The 20,197-nt window shown below is 61.9% G+C and carries 21 protein-coding genes; 12 read left to right on the top strand and 9 right to left on the bottom strand.

What is annotated here, in order from left to right; all coding sequences use genetic code 11:
- Positions 1 to 55: 55 nt before the first annotated feature.
- Entirely contained in the window at positions 56 to 742 is a 687-nt protein-coding gene (locus ACFY68_RS07660) for a tellurite resistance TerB family protein (protein ID WP_387525211.1), read from the bottom strand.
- 207 nt (positions 743 to 949) lie between these two features.
- On the opposite strand from ACFY68_RS07660, the gene ydcS reads away from it, so the two are divergent.
- The 7 genes from ydcS to ACFY68_RS07625 all read left to right on the top strand — a co-directional run bounded on the left by ydcS (position 950) and on the right by ACFY68_RS07625 (position 7,157).
- Positions 950 to 2,101: a putative ABC transporter substrate-binding protein YdcS gene (gene ydcS, locus ACFY68_RS07655; RefSeq protein ID WP_387525208.1), complete on the top strand. Its 1,152-nt coding sequence runs from the start codon at positions 950 to 952 to the stop codon at positions 2,099 to 2,101.
- A 113-nt stretch (positions 2,102 to 2,214) separates the two neighbouring features.
- Positions 2,215 to 3,255, top strand: a complete 1,041-nt coding sequence (locus tag ACFY68_RS07650; protein WP_387525206.1) for an ABC transporter ATP-binding protein — start codon at positions 2,215 to 2,217, stop codon at positions 3,253 to 3,255.
- A 1-nt stretch (position 3,256) separates the two neighbouring features.
- Positions 3,257 to 4,168: an ABC transporter permease gene (locus tag ACFY68_RS07645; protein WP_387525204.1), complete on the top strand. Its 912-nt coding sequence runs from the start codon at positions 3,257 to 3,259 to the stop codon at positions 4,166 to 4,168.
- On the top strand, positions 4,158 to 4,964 hold the full coding sequence (locus ACFY68_RS07640; RefSeq protein WP_387525201.1) for an ABC transporter permease: 807 nt from the start codon (positions 4,158 to 4,160) through the stop codon (positions 4,962 to 4,964). Before ACFY68_RS07645 ends, ACFY68_RS07640 begins: the two co-directional genes overlap by 11 nt.
- 17 nt (positions 4,965 to 4,981) lie before the next feature.
- On the top strand, positions 4,982 to 6,406 hold the full coding sequence (locus ACFY68_RS07635; protein ID WP_387525198.1) for a gamma-aminobutyraldehyde dehydrogenase: 1,425 nt from the start codon (positions 4,982 to 4,984) through the stop codon (positions 6,404 to 6,406).
- A gap of 167 nt (positions 6,407 to 6,573) precedes the next feature.
- The gene (locus ACFY68_RS07630; RefSeq protein ID WP_387525195.1) at positions 6,574 to 6,828 is read left to right on the top strand and encodes a type II toxin-antitoxin system HicA family toxin; all 255 of its coding nucleotides are present in this window, start codon (positions 6,574 to 6,576) and stop codon (positions 6,826 to 6,828) included.
- Complete coding sequence (locus ACFY68_RS07625; RefSeq protein WP_012315954.1) at positions 6,825 to 7,157, top strand: type II toxin-antitoxin system HicB family antitoxin; 333 nt, start codon at positions 6,825 to 6,827, stop codon at positions 7,155 to 7,157. Before ACFY68_RS07630 ends, ACFY68_RS07625 begins: the two co-directional genes overlap by 4 nt.
- Positions 7,158 to 7,166: 9 nt before the next feature.
- Here the strand turns inward: ACFY68_RS07625 and ACFY68_RS07620 are convergent, their stop codons facing one another.
- On the bottom strand, positions 7,167 to 8,273 hold the full coding sequence (locus tag ACFY68_RS07620) for an NADH:flavin oxidoreductase/NADH oxidase (protein WP_387525192.1): 1,107 nt from the start codon (positions 8,271 to 8,273) through the stop codon (positions 7,167 to 7,169).
- A gap of 258 nt (positions 8,274 to 8,531) precedes the next feature.
- Between ACFY68_RS07620 and ACFY68_RS07615 the strand changes: the two genes are divergently transcribed.
- From ACFY68_RS07615 to ACFY68_RS07605, 3 genes are read left to right on the top strand one after another with little or no spacing between them, the layout of a single operon-like run.
- Positions 8,532 to 9,239: a 2OG-Fe(II) oxygenase gene (locus ACFY68_RS07615; protein WP_387525189.1), complete on the top strand. Its 708-nt coding sequence runs from the start codon at positions 8,532 to 8,534 to the stop codon at positions 9,237 to 9,239.
- Positions 9,232 to 10,092: a hypothetical protein gene (locus tag ACFY68_RS07610; protein ID WP_387525186.1), complete on the top strand. Its 861-nt coding sequence runs from the start codon at positions 9,232 to 9,234 to the stop codon at positions 10,090 to 10,092. The genes ACFY68_RS07615 and ACFY68_RS07610 overlap by 8 nt, the downstream gene beginning before the upstream one ends.
- A gap of 60 nt (positions 10,093 to 10,152) precedes the next feature.
- A complete protein-coding gene (locus ACFY68_RS07605; RefSeq protein WP_387525184.1) occupies positions 10,153 to 10,683 on the top strand; it encodes a hypothetical protein in 531 nt (176 codons plus the stop codon).
- Between the two features lie 178 nt (positions 10,684 to 10,861).
- Here ACFY68_RS07605 and recJ read toward each other — a convergent pair whose 3' ends face one another.
- The gene (gene recJ / locus ACFY68_RS07600; protein WP_387525181.1) at positions 10,862 to 12,571 is read right to left on the bottom strand and encodes a single-stranded-DNA-specific exonuclease RecJ; all 1,710 of its coding nucleotides are present in this window, start codon (positions 12,569 to 12,571) and stop codon (positions 10,862 to 10,864) included.
- 13 nt (positions 12,572 to 12,584) lie between these two features.
- Positions 12,585 to 13,127: a YaeQ family protein gene (locus ACFY68_RS07595; RefSeq protein WP_387525178.1), complete on the bottom strand. Its 543-nt coding sequence runs from the start codon at positions 13,125 to 13,127 to the stop codon at positions 12,585 to 12,587.
- Between the two features lie 132 nt (positions 13,128 to 13,259).
- Between ACFY68_RS07595 and ACFY68_RS07590 the strand changes: the two genes are divergently transcribed.
- Together ACFY68_RS07590 and ACFY68_RS07585 are read left to right on the top strand one after the other, a co-directional pair.
- Positions 13,260 to 14,459 (top strand): CaiB/BaiF CoA transferase family protein, encoded by a 1,200-nt coding sequence (locus ACFY68_RS07590; protein WP_387525175.1) that lies wholly within the window; start codon positions 13,260 to 13,262, stop codon positions 14,457 to 14,459.
- A 14-nt stretch (positions 14,460 to 14,473) separates the two neighbouring features.
- Positions 14,474 to 15,331 (top strand): TIGR02285 family protein, encoded by an 858-nt coding sequence (locus ACFY68_RS07585; RefSeq protein ID WP_387525172.1) that lies wholly within the window; start codon positions 14,474 to 14,476, stop codon positions 15,329 to 15,331.
- A 127-nt stretch (positions 15,332 to 15,458) separates the two neighbouring features.
- On the opposite strand, the gene ACFY68_RS07580 is transcribed toward ACFY68_RS07585, so the two are convergent.
- The 5 genes from ACFY68_RS07580 to ACFY68_RS07560 all read right to left on the bottom strand — a co-directional run bounded on the left by ACFY68_RS07580 (position 15,459) and on the right by ACFY68_RS07560 (position 20,062).
- Positions 15,459 to 15,740, bottom strand: a complete 282-nt coding sequence (locus ACFY68_RS07580) for a DUF3509 domain-containing protein (protein WP_387525169.1) — start codon at positions 15,738 to 15,740, stop codon at positions 15,459 to 15,461.
- A gap of 79 nt (positions 15,741 to 15,819) precedes the next feature.
- A complete protein-coding gene (locus ACFY68_RS07575) occupies positions 15,820 to 16,218 on the bottom strand; it encodes a histidine kinase (RefSeq protein ID WP_387525167.1) in 399 nt (132 codons plus the stop codon).
- A gap of 226 nt (positions 16,219 to 16,444) precedes the next feature.
- On the bottom strand, positions 16,445 to 17,854 hold the full coding sequence (thrC, locus tag ACFY68_RS07570) for a threonine synthase (protein WP_387525164.1): 1,410 nt from the start codon (positions 17,852 to 17,854) through the stop codon (positions 16,445 to 16,447).
- Between the two features lie 59 nt (positions 17,855 to 17,913).
- Complete coding sequence (locus ACFY68_RS07565) at positions 17,914 to 19,218, bottom strand: homoserine dehydrogenase (RefSeq protein WP_346611855.1); 1,305 nt, start codon at positions 19,216 to 19,218, stop codon at positions 17,914 to 17,916.
- Positions 19,219 to 19,300: 82 nt separating this feature from the next.
- The gene (locus ACFY68_RS07560; RefSeq protein WP_346611856.1) at positions 19,301 to 20,062 is read right to left on the bottom strand and encodes a thioredoxin fold domain-containing protein; all 762 of its coding nucleotides are present in this window, start codon (positions 20,060 to 20,062) and stop codon (positions 19,301 to 19,303) included.
- Positions 20,063 to 20,197 lie beyond the last annotated feature (135 nt).

The raw sequence follows: 20,197 nt of genomic DNA, 5'->3' as shown, positions 1-20,197 counted from the left end.
GGCTGAAATGCGGGGTAATCAGGCATCCATGCCTGATGGACAGGCCATTTGCAGGTTATTGCCCTGCGCCAAGGCGCGCCTGGCTTTCCAGCTCCTGGCGCAGCGCTGGGTCCAGGTGCAGCTGCCGCGCCAGTTCGTCCAGGTAGGCGCGCTCCATGAAGTTCTCCTGGTCGACCATCATCAGGCTGGCCAGATACATCTCGGCGGCCATCTCAGGCGTTTGCGCGGCGCGGGCTACTTCGGCCGGGTCCAGCGGCTTGTTCAGCTCGTCGTGCAGCCAGTGCTGCAGCTCGCGGTCGCTGTCCAGGCGGGTAAATTCGCCCTCGATCAGCGTGCGCTCGCGCTCGTCGATATGGCCATCGGACTTGGCGGCCGCCACCAGGGCGCGCAATACCGCCTGGCTGTGCTGCTCGGCCTGTGCCGGCGGCAGGCGGTCGAGGGTTTGCGGTTCGCCCGCCTGCCCTGCCCCCTGGCGGGCCTGCCAGTTGCCATAGGCTTTGTAGGCGAGCACCCCGAGCGCGGCCAGGCCGCCGTAGGTGATCACCTTGCCGCCGTACTTGCGCGCCTTCTTGTTGCCTAGCAACAAGCCCAGCGCCCCAGCCCCCAAGGCCCCGCCGCCAGCCCCGGAGAGCAGGCTGCCGAGGCCGGCGCCACCGGTCGAGGGCTTGCCTGAGCCAGACTGTTTGTTCAGCAGTTCCTGGCCGGATTTGAGCAATTGATCGAGCAGGCCCCGGGTGTTCATGCGTGCGTCTCCACGGTAACGAAGGTAACCCGCAGAGTACGGCCTGGCGGGTGGAAGGCCATCCCTGGATTTGCTTCCGGATGTTGCGTGGATAAGCAAAAAACGCAACTAGACTCGAAGTCGCGCAAGCGCACTACGCTTATGACAATCGCTCCACTGCTTTCTTGACGACTGCCCCGACCAAGATCTCCAAAAAGAGGGAACACCATGTCAGTGCACAAGACCGCATTGCTCGGCGCCGTGACCGGCGCGCTGCTGGCCAGCGCCGGCCTGCAGGCCGCCGAGCTGCCCAAGGCCCTGGGCGCCGGCGAAGGCCGGCTGGATATCGTCGCCTGGCCCGGCTATATCGAACGCGGCGAGAGCGACAAGGCCTACGACTGGGTCACGGGCTTCGAGAAGGAGACCGGCTGCAAGGTCAGCGTCAAGACCGCCGCCACCTCCGACGAAATGGTCAGCCTGATGAACAAGGGCGGTTACGACCTGGTCACCGCCTCCGGCGACGCTTCGCTGCGCCTGATCGTCGGCAAGAAGGTGCAACCGATCAACACCGCGCTGATCCCCAACTGGAAGAACCTCGACCCGCGCCTGCAGAACGGCGGCTGGTACGTCGTCGACAAGCAGGTTTTCGGCACCCCGTACCAGTGGGGGCCAAACGTGCTGCTGTACAACACCAACACATTCAAGCAGGCGCCGAACAGCTGGAGCGTGGTGTTCGAAGCGCAGGACCTGCCCGATGGCAAACCGAACAAGGGCCGCGTGCAGGCCTATGACGGGCCGATCTACATCGCCGATGCAGCGTTATACCTGAAGTCGGCCAAGCCTGAACTGGGCATCCAGGACCCGTACGAGCTGAACGAAGCCCAGTACAAGGCCGTGCTCGACCTGCTGCGCCAGCAGCAACCGCTGATTCACCGTTACTGGCATGACGCGACGGTGCAGATGAGCGATGTGAAAAACGAAGGCGTGGTCGCTTCCAGTTCGTGGGGCTACATGGTCAATGGCCTGAAGGCCGAGAACCAGCCGGTAGCCTCGACCATACCGAAGGAAGGCGCCACCGGCTGGGCCGACACCACCATGCTGCACAGCGAGGCCAAGCACCCCAATTGCGCCTACAAATGGATGGACTGGTCACTGCAGCCGAAGGTACAGGGCGACGTGGCGGCCTGGTTCGGCTCGTTGCCGGCGGTGCCGGCGGCCTGTACCGGCAGCGAATTGCTGGGGGCCGAGGGCTGCAAGACCAACGGCTTCGACAATTTCGACAAGATCGCCTTCTGGAAGACCCCACAGGCCCAGGGCGGCAAGTTCGTGCCGTATAGCCGCTGGACGCAGGACTACATTGCGATCATGGGCGGGCGTTGAGTTTTATCTGGCCTGGACCGGCCTCATCGCCGGCAAGCCGGCTCCCACACTGTTCGCGTTGTTGCCAGCGATTAGGCCGTTGAAGCCAATTGATGAATAACTGAGTCGTGCCCATGCCCTTAGCAGTCCAGTTCACCGAGGTATCGCGCACCTTCGGCGAGGTCAAGGCCGTCGACCAGGTCAGCATCGACATCGTCGACGGCGAGTTCTTCTCCATGCTCGGCCCTTCCGGTTCGGGCAAGACCACGTGCCTGCGCCTGATCGCCGGCTTCGAGCAGCCGGACAGTGGTTCCATCCGCATCCATGGCGTCGAAGCCGCTGGTGTGCCGCCCTACCAGCGCGACGTCAACACCGTGTTCCAGGACTACGCACTGTTCCCGCACATGAACGTGCTCGACAACATCGCCTACGGCCTCAAGGTCAAGGGCGTGGCCAAGGCCGAACGCCATGCGCGTGCCGAAGAGGCCTTGGCGATGGTGGCCCTGGCGGGCTATGGCGAGCGCAAACCGGCGCAGCTTTCCGGTGGCCAGCGCCAGCGCGTGGCCTTGGCGCGGGCCCTGGTCAATCGGCCGCGGGTACTGTTGCTCGACGAGCCGCTGGGCGCACTCGACCTGAAACTGCGCGAGCAGATGCAGGGTGAGCTGAAAAAGCTGCAACGCCAGCTGGGCATCACCTTCATTTTCGTTACCCACGACCAGACCGAAGCGCTGTCGATGTCTGACCGCGTGGCGGTGTTCAATCGCGGCCGCATCGAGCAGGTCGATACCCCACGCAACCTGTACATGAAACCGGCCACCACCTTCGTTGCCGAGTTTGTCGGCACCTCCAACGTGGTCCGCGGCGACTTGGCCGAGCATCTCAGTGGCAGCCGAGCCCCCTTCTCCATCCGCCCCGAGCATATCCGCCTGCTGAGCCAGCCCGGCGCGGTTGACGGCGTGCAGATCAGCGGCCTGCTGCGCGACGTTCAGTACCAAGGCAGCGCCACCCGTTATGAGCTGCAGCTGGACAGCGGCCAACTGCTGGCGGTCAGCCAGGCTAACGACCGCTGGCATGAACGGCCACAGGGCTGGCAAACCGGCCAGCGGGTGCAGGCGCATTGGCCGCGCGAGGCGATGACGGCGCTGCAGGAAACCGTCCTGGCCGAGGGCCGGTGAAATGAGCCCGTTGCGCAGTTTTTCCAACCTGCTCTACCGCCGCCCCAACCTGTACCTGCTGTTGCTGCTGATCCCGCCACTGACCTGGTTCGGCGCCATTTACCTGGGCTCGTTGCTCAATTTGCTGTGGCAGGGGTTCTACACCTTCGACGACTTCACCATGGCGGTCACCCCAACGCTGACCCTTGGCAACTTCGCCGCGCTGTTCAACCCGTCAAACTTCGACATCATCCTGCGCACCTTGACCATGGCCGTGGCGGTCTCGCTGGCCAGCGCCGTGCTGGCGTTCCCCATCGCCTACTACATGGCGCGCTACACCAGCGGCAAGACCAAGGCGTTCTTCTACATCGCCGTGATGATGCCGATGTGGGCCAGCTACATCGTCAAGACCTACGCCTGGACGTTGCTGCTGGCCAAGGGTGGCGTCGCGCAGTGGTTCGTCCAGCAACTGCACCTCGAGGGCCTGCTGCAGGCATTGCTGGCCGTGCCCGGCGTGGGCGGCAGCACGCTGTCGACTTCGCACCTGGGGCGCTTTCTGGTGTTCGTGTACATCTGGCTGCCCTTCATGATCCTGCCCGTGCAGGCCTCGCTGGAACGCCTGCCGCCGTCATTGCTGCAAGCCTCGGCAGACCTCGGCGCCCGGCCGGGGCAGACCTTCCTGCAGGTGGTCCTGCCGTTGTCGGTACCGGGCATCGCCGCCGGCTCGATCTTCACCTTCTCGCTGACCCTTGGCGACTTCATCGTGCCGCAACTGGTCGGCCCGCCCGGCTACTTCATCGGCAGCATGGTCTACGCCCAGCAAGGCGCAATCGGCAACATGCCCATGACTGCGGCGTTCACCCTAGTGCCGATCGTGCTGATTGCGGTGTACCTGTCCATCGTCAAGCGCCTGGGGGCCTTCGATGCACTCTGAAAAAGCGTCGATGGGCCTGCGCCTGGCGGCCTGGGGCGGGCTGCTGTTCCTGCACTTCCCGATACTGATCATCGTTTTGTACGCCTTCAACACCGAAGACGCGGCATTCAGCTTCCCGCCCAAGGGCTTTACCCTAAAATGGTTCGCCGTGGCCTTCGCCCGCCCGGACGTGCTCGAAGCGATCAAGCTGTCGCTACAGGTGGCCTGCCTCGCCACGCTGATCGCCCTGGTACTCGGCACCCTGGCCTCGGCGGCGCTGTACCGGCGCAGTTTCTTTGGCAAGGAGAGCATCTCGCTGATGCTGATCCTGCCGATCGCCCTGCCCGGGATCATCACCGGCATCGCCCTGCTGTCCGCGTTCAAGACGCTGGGTATCGAACCGGGCCTGTTCACCATCGTGGTCGGCCACGCCACCTTCTGCGTGGTGATCGTCTACAACAACGTGATCGCCCGCCTGCGGCGCACCTCGCAGAACCTGATCGAAGCGTCGATGGACCTGGGCGCCGATGGCTGGCAGACCTTCCGCTACATCATCCTGCCCAACCTCGGCTCGGCGCTGCTGGCCGGCGGCATGCTGGCGTTCGCCTTGTCATTCGACGAAATCATCGTCACCACCTTCACTGCCGGCCACGAGCGCACCCTGCCGATCTGGCTGCTCAACCAGCTCAGCCGCCCGCGCGACGTCCCGGTGACCAACGTGATCGCCATGCTAGTGATGCTGGTGACCATGCTGCCGATCCTCGGCGCCTACTACCTGACCCGCGGCGGTGAGAGCGTCACGGGCAGCGGCAAATGACCCACAAGGAGCCCCCGATGCAAACCAACATGCTGATCAATGGCCGCCTGGTCGCCGGCGAAGGCCCGGCCTGGACCGTGCTCAACCCGGCCGAGGGCAGCGCCCTGGCGCAGCTCAACGAAGCCACCGAGGCCCAGGTCGACACCGCTGTGCGTGCCGCCGACCAGGCTTTCGACAGCTGGTCGCAAACCAGCCCGAAAGAACGGTCCATGGCCCTGCTGGCGCTGGCTGACATCATCGAGGCACACGCCGATGAGCTGGCCCGCCTGGAGTCGCAGAACTGTGGCAAACCCTTCAGCGCCGCGCTGAACGACGAGATACCGGCCATCGCCGACGTGTTCCGCTATTTCGCCGGTGCCACCCGCTGCCTGGGTGGCTCGGCGGCGGGTGAATACCTGCCCGGGCACACCTCGATGATCCGCCGGGACCCGCTGGGCGTGGTGGCCTCGATCGCGCCCTGGAACTACCCACTGATGATGCTGGCGTGGAAAATCGCGCCGGCCTTGGCTGCCGCCAATACCGTGGTCATCAAACCGTCCGAGCTGACACCGCTGACCGCCCTGCGCCTCGGCGAACTGGCCAAGGACGTGTTGCCTGCGGGCGTGCTGAACATACTCTTCGGCCGCGGCCAGACCGTCGGAAACCCGCTGATCACCCACCCAAAGGTGCGCATGGTTTCGCTGACCGGCTCGATCCCCACCGGCGCGCACATCATCGGCGCCACTGCCGACAGCGTGAAGCGCATGCACATGGAGCTGGGCGGCAAGGCGCCGGTACTGGTATTCGACGACGCCGACATCGATGCCGCCATCGACGGCATCCGTACCTTCGGTTTCTACAATGCCGGCCAGGACTGCACCGCGGCCTGCCGGCTGTATGTACAGGCTGGCATCTACGAGCGTTTCGTCGAACGCCTCGGCAAAGCCGTGGCCAGCCTGAAAGCCGGCCTGCAGGACGCCGAAGACACCGAACTCGGCCCGCTGATCAGCGCTCAGCACCGGGACAAGGTGGCCGGCCTGGTCGAACGCGCCATCGCCCAGCCACACATTCGCCTGGTCACCGGGGGCAAGGCACTGCCGGGTGATGGTTTTTTCTTCGAGCCGACGGTGCTGGCCGACACGTTGCAGGATGACGAGATCGTGCGCAACGAAGTGTTCGGCCCGGTGGTATCTGTAACGCGCTTTACCGACGAAGCCCAGGCGCTGGAATGGGCCAACGACTCGGAGTACGGCCTGGCCTCGTCGGTGTGGACCCGCGACACCGGCCGCGCCCACCGCCTGGCGGCCCGCCTGCAGTACGGCTGCACCTGGGTCAATACCCACTTCATGCTGGTCAGCGAAATGCCCCATGGTGGGCAGAAGCATTCGGGGTATGGGAAGGATCTGTCGATGTATGGGCTGGAGGATTACACCTGTGTGCGGCATGTGATGATCAAGCATTGAACGTGATGTGAAGCTACCGGCCTCTGCTGAGACAAGTCAGCAAGGAGGCCGGTATGAAGTGGCGATGGTCCTCGCAGGAATACCTAGGACCTTTCCTTCAATCACCGTCCCTATCTCCTACAGTCCGGCCGTTGTGCAAAAATCGACTGGTATCATAGTCTGATACCATGAATAATCATCAACGATCGACCCTTGAAGCCATTTTCAGGAAACCAGTGCCCAAGACCTTGGAATGGGTCCGGCTGGAGTCACTGTTGATATCAGTTGGCGCCAATGTCATCGAAGGTCGAGGTTCGCGAGTTCGTTTCGAGCTCAATGGGGCCGTTGCCACCTTCCATCGGCCTCACCCGGACAAGCATGCCAAAACCTATCAATTGCGCGACGCCCGCCAGTTCCTTGAGCAGGCCGGAGTAACACCATGAATGTCATGACCTACCGCGGCTATGCCGCAAGAATCGAATACAGTGACGAGGACCAGTTGCTGATTGGACACGTTGCGGGCATACGTGACGTGATTGGTTTTCACGGCGAATCTATCAGTGAATTGCGGCAAGCATTCGAGGAGGCCGTTGATGACTATCTCGAAACCTGTAAACGCCTTGGCCGCGAGCCGCAGAAGACTTATTCGGGGAAGCTGAGCCTGCGCCTTGAGCCTACCCTTCACGCCAGCGTGGCCGCAAAGGCCGAGCTGGCGGAAAAAAGCATCAATCAATGGGTCAGCGATATTCTGAGCAAGGCCGCTTACAGCTGAAGTAGTCAATCAGTCCCGCAGGTCCGACTCATGTATCGGATTCGCCCGGCTGGTAGCCCGTTGATACTGCGCCGGCCATGTAGCCCTGTTGCCACCGAGGTCATCATCGGCATGCAACGGCCAGTACGGGTCGCGCAGCAGCTCGCGAGCCAGGAAGATCAGGTCGGCCTGCCCAGTGCGCAGGATGTGTTCAGCCTGGGCCGGTTCGGTGATCATGCCCACCGTGCCGGTAGCGATTTCCGATTCCTTGCGTACACGCTCGGCGAAACGGGTCTGGTAGCCAGGGCCGGTCGGAATCTCGGCGTTCATTGAGGTTCCGCCCGACGACACGTCGATCAGGTCGACCCCCAACCCACGCAGCCTGCGGGCCAGTTCGACCGTCTCATCAGGGTTCCAGCCATCCTCGACCCAGTCGGTTGCCGAAACGCGAACGAACAGCGGCAGTTCCTGCGGCCAGACCTTGCGCACTGCCTCGGTCACCTGCAGGGTCAGGCGGATGCGGTTTTCGAAACAGCTGCCATATTCATCGCGGCGCTGGTTGCTCAGCGGCGAGAGGAACTGGTGCAGTAAATAGCCATGGGCCGCGTGGATTTCGACCACCTTGAAACCTGCTTGCAACGCCCGTTCGGTCGCTTTGACGAATGCGGCGATGACGTCCTGGATCTCGTCCTTGCTCAACTCACGCGGCGGGGTGTGCTCAGGGTCGAAGGCAATCTTCGACGGCCCCACCGGCTGCCAGCCGCCGTCTTCGATCTTGACGCTGCCATGCTTGCCCAGCCAGGGGCGATGGGTACTGGCCTTGCGCCCGGCGTGGGCCAGCTGAATACCCGGCACAGCGCCCTGGGCGGTGATGAAGCGGGTGATGCGTTGCAGTGGGGCGATCTGCTCATCGGTCCACAAGCCGAGGTCTTCGGCAGTGATACGGCCATCGGCGGTCACAGCCACCGCTTCGCTGATGACCAACCCGGCGCCACCTACAGCGCGACTGCCCAGATGAACAAGGTGCCAGTCGTTGGCCAAGCCATCGACGGCGGAATACTGGCACATCGGCGAGACGGCGATGCGGTTGGGCAACGTCAGCTGACGCAGGGTGTAAGGCTCGAGCAGCAGGCTCATGAGGGCACCTCCCAAGGACTCCAATGGTGAACCGGCCCGGGCACTCAAGTGCACATCCGTGGCCCGGTGCCGGTCATTAATCAGACTAGACCAGATTGGTGGGGGGGAAGGTTCCCTGGGATTGCTGACTGCTCCGACGCCGTTGCGTGATACCCCCCCAGCGCTGTCTGATGACTCCCGACTGGGCTATCCAGGAAGGACCTACAAGCAAACTCTAACAATCCTACGGTTTCGTAGGAAATTCCTCTCGACAAGTAAGTGCTGCGTCCTATCGCTGCCCGAAATAAAAAAATCTATCGTCAGCGTCGCCTTCAATTTGCGAAATGCCTTCGTAAATCGATGAAAAATCCCACTGACTTGACGATCACGATATTGAACAAGATTTTCTCCACGCAAGATGTAAGTACGCTCGATAACGCTATTACCGACGAAGAACAGATTCTTCTCACCACGGCATTTTCTGATGCCCTATGGAGATATGACTGGCCGGTGAATTCAACACCATTCTCTCGTCCCTGCTGGCATTTTTTCATCGCTGGAAGCCGCCGCGAATCGCGCGAATGCTGCGAGGCAGAGTTGGCAAATGATAAACGCTGGGGTTTTCTGGCTCATATTTGGCAGCGATTGAAAGTAACGCACTTTACAAACTCAAAACTACTTGGCGTATACGCAAACGGACAAACAACAGGGCAGGACAGCCCGATTCATCGAGACAATATACCCAGTGAACCCGGCCAAACAGCAGTGATGTTCTGTAATGACTACTGGGCTACAACGTGGGGAGGTGAACTCATTTTTTGCAACGACGTCAAGAACGACATTATCGCCGCCGTACTTCCCAAGCCGAAACGCATCGCAGTGTTCAACGGCGAAATCCCACACCGCGCAAAATCGCCGACAATTGAATGCGATCGCCTGCGTGTAACACTGGCGTTCAAAACAATCAGGACCAAATCGCATGACTAATCGAGTGGAAATATTTGTCGCCATGGTAGACCGCGTAGGTAAACCTGGATTCCAAGCGGGAGCTGCTTCAGCCGTACATGATCAGTTCAATACCGATAAAGAGGGGTTTTCACTGGTTGTACAAAGTGCGCAAACGAGCACCGCAGTCGCCTCTGTACTGTCAGTCACCCGGATGACGGCAGGGGCAGTGCCGTTCATCAATATCGTTACCAACTCACTTGCAGGAACGGTTACTTTTTTAAAAATCGTTGCCGAGTACCGAGAAAACCAAAAGCTGAACTATGGGGACGTTGTCAGTCTTGTGGGTAACGTCGCCGGTGTCGTCGCGGGTTTTGCACTATTGTCAGGAGCCCCCCTGGCGGCCGGCTTCTTCACCGCTGTATCACTAGGAGCGAGTCTGATCGGTACATATAATTCAGAGTTAGCGCAAAGAATCCAAACAACCGCTACAGACTCAATAATAAATCTATTGAAAACTCATGATGCGGCACAAGAACCTTCTCCCCCCCTCATAGCGCCAAACCTAATAGTAACGGACCCCTCGACGATTGCCTCTCATTTCGGCGGGTTGATCACGGTCATTACATGGAACCCCACCACTCATGACATCAAGCTAGACACCCGCATGCTTACGGAGTTTGAAACCAAATCAGGCACTCAACCCGCCCCCCTTGGCGGTACCAATCTAACCGTTACACCCTCTCCGCCTGCTGATGCCTCACTGACAATAGGGATTGAAGGCTTAGGCGGACAGCAACCCGCTGGGCCGATGCCATCAATTACCGTTGGATTTGGCGGAGGGCAAGACAACTATGCTTGCTGCACTGCACCACAGCAAGATAAATATCGCTAACCGGCAATCACTTATAGTAGAGAGGCACCCATGCTAACTTGGGGAGCTTGGATCAAACTGATGCGCAGCCTGCCTCCACACGACCGTGTGAAGTGCCTGATCATGGTGGGGTTCGCATTCCTCTGTTTTTTACCCATATTTCTCTTAGGCTATGGAGAAAAAATCGAGCCCATTACCGCTCCATGGACTCGCATCCCCGCGTCACTCATTTCAAAACCCGAGATATGGGATTACGACAAATCCATATACAGTTTAGGCGTTCGCTACTCTGCGCCTAACGGCCAACGGGCCAAGGCATGGATGTACGTGGACAGGGCTCGCTACGATAATGCCAACGTCAGTAAGGCAACTCCGCTGTTCGTAGAAATCGAAGATACCTTTTCTGGCCCTATCGCGAGGACCTTATCGACCCATGACAAAGTATTATCCGACCCTTCAATCAGGCAACGTGTAAACGAAACGAGTGATCGGGAAGCTGTAGAAGGGATCGTGTTCTTCTGCACGCTCAGCCTGCTCTCATTTGCAGGGGCTGCAGTGATGTACTGGCAAAACCGGAGGAATAAGAAACAACAGCGCGCGGTCGGAATATAGCCACATTTCGCGGGTTCGCTGCGTGAGTGGCCTGAACGGGGATTGACGATGCGCTGGTAGGGCGGCGGCACTGCAGAGTGACCCAGTGTTCACCGGCAGGCTTGCATCGTCTATGAAAGTGAGCGCCGCGCGGGCGGCGCCCAGCTCTACAAATCCAGGGCAGGCACTTTAGTGTTGCTCAGCGCGGCTCGATATGCGCAATCATCAACTGCACACTTTCATTGCCGCGGAACTCGTTCACATCCAGCTTGTACGCCAGCTCCACCCAGCGCACGGTCGGGTTGGGCCACACTTCGCGGTCGATGCCAAAGGCGATGCCGTCCAGACGAACCGAGCCACATTCGCTCTTCAGCACCACCTTCAGGTGCCGCTCGCCGACCACACGTTGTTCGACCAATTGAAACACGCCGTGGAACAGCGGCTCGGGGAAGTGTTGCCCCCAAGGCCCGGCATTACGCAGGGCCTTGGCCAGGTCCAGGTGAAACTCCTCCACCGCCAGGCTGCCATCCGAAAGCAGACGGCCGGTCAAATCCTCTTCGCGCAGCTGGCGACGGACTTCTTCATCGAACGCTTCGGCGAACGCCGGGAAATTACTTTCGGGTAACGACAGGCCCGCAGCCATGGCATGGCCGCCGAACTTGCTGATCAGTTCAGGATGGCGCGCCGCCACGGCATCCAGCGCATCGCGGATGTGGAACCCCGGCACCGAACGTGCGGAGCCCTTGAGCATGCCGTCGCCAGCATCGGCAAAGGCGATGGTCGGGCGGTGGTAACGCTCCTTCAGGCGCGAGGCGAGAATGCCGATCACACCTTGGTGCCAGTCGGCATCGAACAAGCACAGGCCATAGGGCATGGACTCGACCGGCAAATCCTTGAGCTGGGCCAACGCTTCACGCTGCATGCCCTGCTCGATGGACTTGCGGTCCTGGTTCAGGTCGTCCAGTTGCTGGGCCATGTCCTGGGCCAGGGCCGCGTCTTCGCACAGCAGGCATTCGATGCCCAGGCTCATGTCGTCCAGGCGCCCGGCAGCATTGAGCCGTGGGCCGAGGATGAAGCCGAGGTCGGTGGAGGTGATGCGCCGATGATCGCGACGTGCCACTTCCAGAATCGCCTTCAACCCCGGCCGCGCACGGCCCGCGCGGATACGCTCCAGGCCTTGGTGCACAAGGATGCGGTTGTTGGCGTCCAGCGGCACCACGTCCGCGACGCTGCCCAGAGCGACCAGGTCGAGCAGCTCGCCGATGTTCGGTTGCGCCTGGGTTTCATAACGCCCCAGGCTGCGCAGGCGCGCGCGCAAAGCCATGAGCACGTAGAAGATCACCCCGACGCCAGCCAGCGATTTACTCGGGAAGCTGCAGTCTGGCTGGTTCGGGTTGACGATGGCGTCGGCGTCCGGCAGTTGCTGGCCAGGCAGGTGGTGGTCAGTGACAAGCACCTTGAGCCCGGCCGCCTTGGCGGCCGCCACGCCTTCGACACTGGAAATGCCGTTATCGACCGTCACCAGCAGGTGCGGCTGGCGCTGCAATGCCACCTGGACGATTTCCGGGGTCAGGCCATAGCCATATTCAAAACGGTTGGGCACCAGGTAGTCGACATGGGCCGCACCCAGCAGGCGCAGGCCGAGCACACCGACAGTACTGGCAGTGGCGCCGTCGGCATCGAAGTCGCCGACGATGAGGATGCGCTGGCGCTGGTCAAGGGCGTCGACCAGCAGGTCCACTGCAGCATCGATGCCTTTGAGCTGCTGATACGGCAACAGCCGCGCCAGGCTCTTGTCCAGCTCGGCCTCCGATTGCACGCCGCGTGCGGCGTACAGGCGGGTCAGCAAGGGTGGCAGGTTACCCAGCAATGGCAGGGTCGGTGGCAGCGGGCGAGGTTCGATACGCATGGGTTCGGTCGGCTCAGCCGCGCTCGCCAAGCAGCCACTGCAGCTGCACTTCATGCTGGCCACGATCGTCGGTGACGAACACCGTGCCTTCGCTGATCATCACGTCCCATTTGATGGAACGCGGCATGTCGGTTGCGAGGGTTTCCAGCACTTCTTGGGGCACTGCGGCAATGTTCAGGTTCTTCAGGCCCTTAACCGCACTCACCACCTTGGTCTCCCACACCCGCAGGCTACCGTAGGCCAGCAGGCTGGTACGCTCGGTGCGACGCGAACACCAGGTCAGGCGGTCGGCGTCCGGCTGGCCGACTTCGATCCAGTGCAAGACACGGTCGTCCAGGCTCTTTTCCCACAGCGCCGGTTCATCGACATCCGACAAGCCGCGACCAAATGACAGGTTCTCGTTGTACCAGAGCGCATACGCCAACAGGCGAACCGCCATCCGCTCTTCGGTTTCCGAAGGGTGACAAGCAATGGTCTGCTTGACGCTTTCGTAAACGTTGCGATCAAGGTCGGTCAAATTCAGTTCGAACTTGTAGGTGGTGGACGGCTGGGCCATGGTCGACGGGCTTCTTGCACAAAGAAAAGTCGCACAGTCTAACCGATCCTGATCTTCGTTGCCCCGCAGCAGTATCTGCCGTTACTGACCTATGATAAAACCACGGCTCTGACCAGTTGCCACGGATGCCTCATGTCTACGCCCAGCAAACCTCTCGCCGGCCTGAAAGTCATCGAGCTCGGCACCCTGATCGCCGGCCCGTTCGCCTCGCGCATCTGTGCAGAATTTGGCGCCGAGGTGATCAAGGTCGAGTCGCCCGATGGCGGCGACCCGCTGCGCAAGTGGCGCAAGCTGTACGAGGGGACGTCGCTGTGGTGGTTCGTGCAGGCGCGCAACAAACAGTCGCTGACGCTCAACCTCAAGCACCCCGAAGGCCGCGAGATCCTCAAGCAGCTGTTGGCCGAGGCTGACATTGTCATCGAGAACTTCCGCCCCGGCGTGCTGGAAAAACTCGGCCTGGGCTGGGATGTAATGCACGCCCTCAACCCGAAGCTGGTGATGGTGCGCCTGTCGGGCTTCGGCCAGACCGGCCCGATGAAGGACCAGCCAGGCTTCGGCGCCGTGGGCGAATCGATGGGCGGCCTGCGCTACATTACCGGCTTCGACGACCGCCCACCGGTGCGCACCGGCATCTCCATCGGCGATTCGATCGCCGCTTTGTGGGGTGTGATTGGCGCGCTGATGGCGTTGCGGCACCGCGAAGTCAACGGCGGCCAGGGCCAGGTGGTGGACGTGGCGCTGTACGAGGCGATCTTCGCCATGATGGAAAGCATGGTCCCGGAGTTCGACGTGTTTGGCTTCATTCGCGAACGCACCGGCAACATCATGCCCGGCATCACGCCCTCCTCCATCCACACCAGCGCCGATGGTAAGCACGTGCAGATCGGCGCCAACGGCGATGCGATCTTCAAGCGCTTCATGCAGGCCATCGGGCGTAGCGACCTGGCTGACGACCCGAGCCTGGCCAGCAATGACGGCCGCGATGCGCGGCGCGACGAGCTGTACGGGGTGATTGACCGCTGGGCCAACAGCCTGCCGCTGGAGCAGCTCATGCAGACGCTGACCGCCGCCGAAGTACCGGCCAGCCGTATCTATTCGGCAGAAGACATGTTCCACGACCCGCAGTACCTGGCCCGCGAGATGTTCTTGCAGGCCCGCCTGCCAGACGGCAAGCCATTCAAGATGCCGGGCATCGTGCCCAAGCTTTCCGAGACGCCCGGCTCTGCAGAATGGGTTGGCCCGGCGCTGGGCGAACATACCGATGCGCTGCTGACGACCCTGGGGTATGACGCCCCCGCCATCGCCGGGTTGCGCCAAGCGGGTACGGTCTGAGATTGCCCTGGCCCATGCGCGCGCTGCCCCTGCTGTGCGGGCTGCTGCTCGCGATGGCCACCGCACCGGTGCAGGCAAAGGAGCGCTTGCTGTGGCTGGTTCGCGACCTGCCGCCCTTCACCATCTTCGAGGGTGAAGGGAAAGGCCAGGGCGTGGTCGATCAGATGTTGCCGCTGCTGATCAGGCAAATGCCCGAGTACGACCACGCCATCGTCCGGGTCAACCGCGCGCGCGGCATCCAGATGCTGCAGGACGCTAGCACTTTCACCTGCGACCCAACCCTGCTCTGGACGGCTGAGCGCGCCAAATACGTGCACTTCTCCAAACCGACGTTGGGTGTAATCAGCGGTGGTCTGGTGGTACGCAATCAAGGCGCGGCGCTGCTGGCGCCGTTTCTGGACGGGCAACAGATCGACCTCAAAGGGTTGCTTAATGCCACGCAACTCAAGCTTGGCATCGTCGCCGAACGCAGCTACAGCACGCAGATCGATGACATCTTGCAGCAACTGCCCGATTCGGCCGTCAGCCGCCATTACGGCAACGATGCCACGGCCAGCTTGCTGCAGATGCAGCGTCTTGGGCGTCTGCCATGGGTGCTCGGCTACTGGCCAGAGGTGCGTTACCTGATCCAGCAGCAAGGTGGAGCGTTGGATGAGTACCAGTTTCACCCCATTCAAGGCGTGAACCGCTACCAGTTCCTGCATGTGGGCTGCTCTGACTCACCCTTGGGGCGCGAGGCCGTGGCGCATATCGACCAACTGCTGCCCACGCTGCGCTCGGGCACGCTGCCGGCACTTTATGCACGCTGGCTGGACCCAGAGCTGCAAGCCGATTACCTGGAACAGAGCAAACATTTCTTCGAAGGGCAGTAAAAAGAAACCCCGGACGCTGGGGAGGACGCCCGGGGCCAATCGAAAGCCCTGTCGGGCTTCCCACGGCAGCCTGCCATCACCGGAGCTGTGTGCTGGCTGGCTGCCCTTGCTGTGTCTGATACGCCATTCAGGCAAAGGTTCCCTGGGGTTGCTGGCGTTGTTGCAGTGCTGCAATGACACAGGGCTGCAGGCGACCTTCGGCGATTTGCAGGTCACGGTGCAGGCCGTCGACCAGGTCGATCAGCAGGCTTTGCTCCTGTAACTGGCGCAAGGACACCGTGCGCCGCAAGGTAGTACCGCCGAGGCTATCGAATACAGTCAATTGGCGATTGCCGCTGGCATCCAGGTTGCCGAGCTGGGTCTGATAAGGGCTCAGGGCGTCATTAAGCAGTCTGCAGATTCTTTCCATCCGGATCACTCGCTGCGTGGTGGGACATGAAGGAACTGACCAGCAAGCGCAGCGGAAAGTTCGTTACGCTGCGGCTGTTTCAGTGAGCATGCGTGGGTGATGTGACGTTTTGAATACGCTGCAATGCCTGCTGCCAGGCCAGCACCGGTAAAGGCCAGGGCAAGTCAGCCAGCACCCAGAGCCCACGGCGGCGCGCCTCCTTGGCGAGGTCTGGCCGCCGGGCGCTGGCGCGGCCGGTAAACAGCACCGCCCGCAAGCATCGGTTGCGCTCGATGCGCTTGAGCACGGTCAGGCCATCGCCCATTGCATGATCGAGGATCAGCAGATCGGCTTTGCCAGGGCGGGCAAGGCAGGCCTCAAGGTCGGTGAGATCGAGGGTGACGCGGACGTTGAACATGCCTTGGGCATTGCACGCCTGGTGCAGGAGGATCTGGTGGGAAGGCCGCGCCTGGTAAATCAACACGTAGGGCTGATGCATGAGCCGCTCCTGGGGGAAGGACCGGTCACTCTAGGTAAGGCGTAGGGCGCCTTATATAGGACAATTCCGAATCAAATGAAGGAAAGCACCCAAAGAAATGGGCCGCTGCGCAGCCCATCGCCGGCAAGCCAGCCCCTACAAGTCAGCGTCGCCATGAAGGGCAACGCTGCACCTGTGGCGCTGGCTTGCCAGCGATGGGCCACACAGCGGCCCCTTCTCATTTCGATTAAAGCGGTTTGCCGCGGTTACCGTGCTGGCTGACGAAGGCCTGGACTGCCTTGAGGTCGTTGGCCAGAACCGTGCAGCGCTCTTCACGGCCGAACAGGTCGCTCAGGTGCGCTGGCAGCTCCAGCGCCTTGCCCACGCCAGCCTTCTCCACGGCCTCCGGGAACTTGACCGGGTGCGCAGTACCCAGCACCACCATTGGCGTATCCAGGCTGCGACGGCACTCGCGGGCAGCCTTGACGCCAATCGCGGTGTGCGGGTCGAGCACTTCACCGGTGCTGGCGAAGACCTCGGCGATGGTTTCGCAGGTCTGCTCGTCGCTGACGGCCAGCGAGTCGAACAGCTTGCGCGCTTCGGTCCAACGGTCCTGGTCGACGCTGAAGCCGCCGCCCTGCTTGAAGTTGGCCATCAGCTCGCCGATGGCGGCGCCATTGCGGCCGTGCAAGTCGAACAGCAGGCGCTCGAAGTTCGACGACACCATGATGTCCATCGACGGCGACAGGGTCGCGTGCAGGGTTTCCTTGACGTACTGGTTGCCGCTCATGAAGCGGTGCAGGATGTCGTTGCGGTTGGTCGCGACCACCAGCTGGCTGATCGGCAGGCCCATGTTGCGGGCCAGGTAGCCGGCGAAGATGTCGCCGAAGTTGCCGGTCGGTACCGAGAACGCCACCGAGCGCGCCGGGCCACCCAGCTGCAAGGCTGCGTGGAAGTAGTAGACGATCTGGGCCATGATCCGCGCCCAGTTGATCGAGTTCACCGCTACCAGGCGCGTGCCCTTGAGGAACGACTGGTCGGCGAAGCTGGCCTTGACCATCTCCTGGCAGTCGTCGAAGTTGCCTTCGATGGCGATGTTGTGGATGTTTTCGCCCAGGATGGTGGTCATCTGGCGGCGCTGAACTTCCGACACACGCTGGTGCGGGTGGAGGATGAAGATGTCGACGTTGTCGCAACGGCGGCAGCCTTCGATGGCGGCCGAGCCGGTGTCGCCACTGGTGGCGCCGACGATCACCACGCGCTCGTTGCGCTTGGCCAGCACGTGATCGAGCAGGCGGCCGAGCAGTTGCAGGGCGAAGTCCTTGAAGGCCAGGGTCGGGCCATGGAACAGCTCGAGCACCCACTCGTTGCTGTTCAGCTGACGCAGCGGGGCGACCGCGGCGTGGGCGAACTCACCGTAGGTTTCTTCGAGGATCTTCTTGAAATCGGCATCGGCAATGCTGCCCTCGACGAACGGGCGCATCACGCGGAAGGCCAGTTCGTGGTACGGCAGGCCGGCCCAGGAGGCGATTTCTTCCTGGGTAAAGCGTGGCAGGTTCTCTGGCACGTAAAGGCCGCCATCGGTGGCGAGGCCGGCCAGCAGAACGTCTTCGAAATTCAGGGCCGGTGCCTGGCCGCGGGTGCTGATATAACGCATGGCTACAAACCTTCGATACTGAGGCCGGGGCCGGCTGAGCGGCCCGACGGCGCTATTCGTTAATTGAGCTGTTCGACGCGGATGCGCACGACCTTGCCGACGACGTCCTGCAGGTCTTCCAGGGCGACGATGGCATCATTGATGCTCTGCTCGACCACGCGGTGGGTCAACAGGATCATCGGTACCAGGCCATCCTGCTCCTCGGCTTCCTTCTGCATGATCGATTCGATGTTGATACCACGCTCCGACAGGATGCTCGCCACCTGGGCCAGTACACCCGGGTGGTCCTTGGCCTGGATGCGCAGGTAGTAGGCGCTCTGGCAGGCTTCGATCGGCAGGATCGGGTGCGCCGACAGCGAATCCGGCTGGAAGGCCAGGTGCGGCACGCGGTTTTCCGGGTCGGAGGTCATGGCGCGAACCACGTCGACCAGGTCGGCGACCACCGACGAAGCGGTAGGCTCCATGCCGGCGCCGGCGCCGTAGTACAGGGTCGAACCTGCTGCGTCGCCATTGACCATCACAGCGTTCATCACGCCGTTGACGTTGGCGATCAGGCGGTCGCTGGGGATCAGCGTGGGGTGCACGCGCAGCTCGATGCCTTCGGCCGTGCGGCGGGCCACACCCAGGTGCTTGATGCGGTAGCCCAGCGCTTCGGCGTAGTTCACATCGGCAGTGGTCAGCTGGGTGATGCCCTCGGTGTAGGCCTTGTCGAACTGCAGCGGGATGCCAAAGGCGATGGACGCCAGAATGGTCAGCTTGTGCGCGGCATCGATGCCTTCGACGTCGAAGGTGGGGTCGGCTTCGGCGTAACCCAGCGCCTGCGCTTCGGCCAGCACGTCGGGGAAGGCGCGGCCCTTTTCACGCATTTCGGTGAGGATGAAGTTGCCGGTGCCGTTGATGATGCCAGCCAGCCAGTTGATGTGGTTGGCCGACAGGCCTTCACGGATGGCCTTGATCACCGGGATGCCACCAGCCACTGCAGCTTCGAAGGCGACGATGACGCCCTTCTCGCGGGCCTTGGCGAAGATTTCGTTGCCGTGCACGGCGATCAGCGCCTTGTTGGCGGTGACCACGTGCTTGCCGTTTTCGATGGCCTTGAGCACCAGGTCGCGGGCGATGGTGTAGCCACCGATCAGCTCGATGACAATGTCGATCTCCGGGTTGGTCGCAACATCGAACACATCAGCGGTAATGGGGGTACCGGTAATCTGGCAGTTCGGGTTCTGCGAGCGCATGGCAATCTGTGCCACTTCAATGCCGCGCCCGGCACGGCGGGCAATCTCCTCGGCGTTGCGCTGAAGTACATTGAAGGTTCCGCCACCGACGGTCCCCAACCCACAGATGCCTACTTTGACCGGTTTCACTGTGAACTCCCCATTGAACGGCCGGCACCTGCGCCGACCGTGAAACATGCCGTCACCCCATGACGACGGCGTACTGAATTGATTACTTCGCTGCCTGCTGCTGGCCAGCCAGGGCCAGCTTGGCCACCTGCGGCGCCGGCTGATAGCCTGGGATCACCTGGCCGCTTTCGAGCACGATCGCCGGCGTGCCGTTGACGCCGATCGACTGGCCCAGCTGGAACTGCTTGCTGACCGGGTTGGCGCACTTGGCGGCCTTGATTTCCTTGCCATCGACCATCTTGTCCAGCGCCGCGCGGCGGTCGCTGGAGCACCACACTGCCTGCAACTGCTCGTCACCCGGCGAGCCGAGGCCCTGGCGCGGGAAGGCGACATAGCGCACTTCGATACCGCGACGGTTCAACTCCGGCACTTCGGCGTGCAGCTTGTGGCAATACGGGCAGGTGGTGTCGGTGAAGACGGTAATGTGCGATTTGGTCTCGCCTTTGGCAGGATAAACCACCATCTCGGCGGCTGGAATGCCGTTGATGAGCTTGGCAACGCCCTGACGCTCGGTTTTCTCGGTCAGGTTGACCGGCTTGCCGTCCTGGATCTGGTACAGGTAGCCCTGCATCACGAACTGGCCATCGGCGCTGGCGTACAACACCCGGCCACCTTGCAGCTTGACTTCGTACAGCCCGTTCAGCGGGCTGCTGGCAACGCTTTCAACCGGTACTTCCAGTTCGAGGTTCTGCAACGACTTGCGAATGGCCTGCTCGGCACCGGCATTGCTGTCGGTTGCCGCGGCAACGGCAAAGGTACTGGCCAGCGCCATCGCGGCGGCGGCGAAAATCTGGGTCAAGCGCATGGGAACTCCTGAAGGCGGACAGGGGCCGGAGGGCGTCACCTGCGGAAAAAACGCGGCGACCGTGCGGCCCTTGGTGCAAACCGCCCAAGCCTACCACAACACGCTAGCCAGTAAGGGGCTTGCGAGTACCGGTCG

The organism is Pseudomonas sp. NPDC012596 (genome assembly GCF_042902325.1).
Lineage (GTDB): Bacteria > Pseudomonadota > Gammaproteobacteria > Pseudomonadales > Pseudomonadaceae > Aquipseudomonas.
This window is presented reverse-complemented; position numbering and strand designations above follow the sequence as displayed.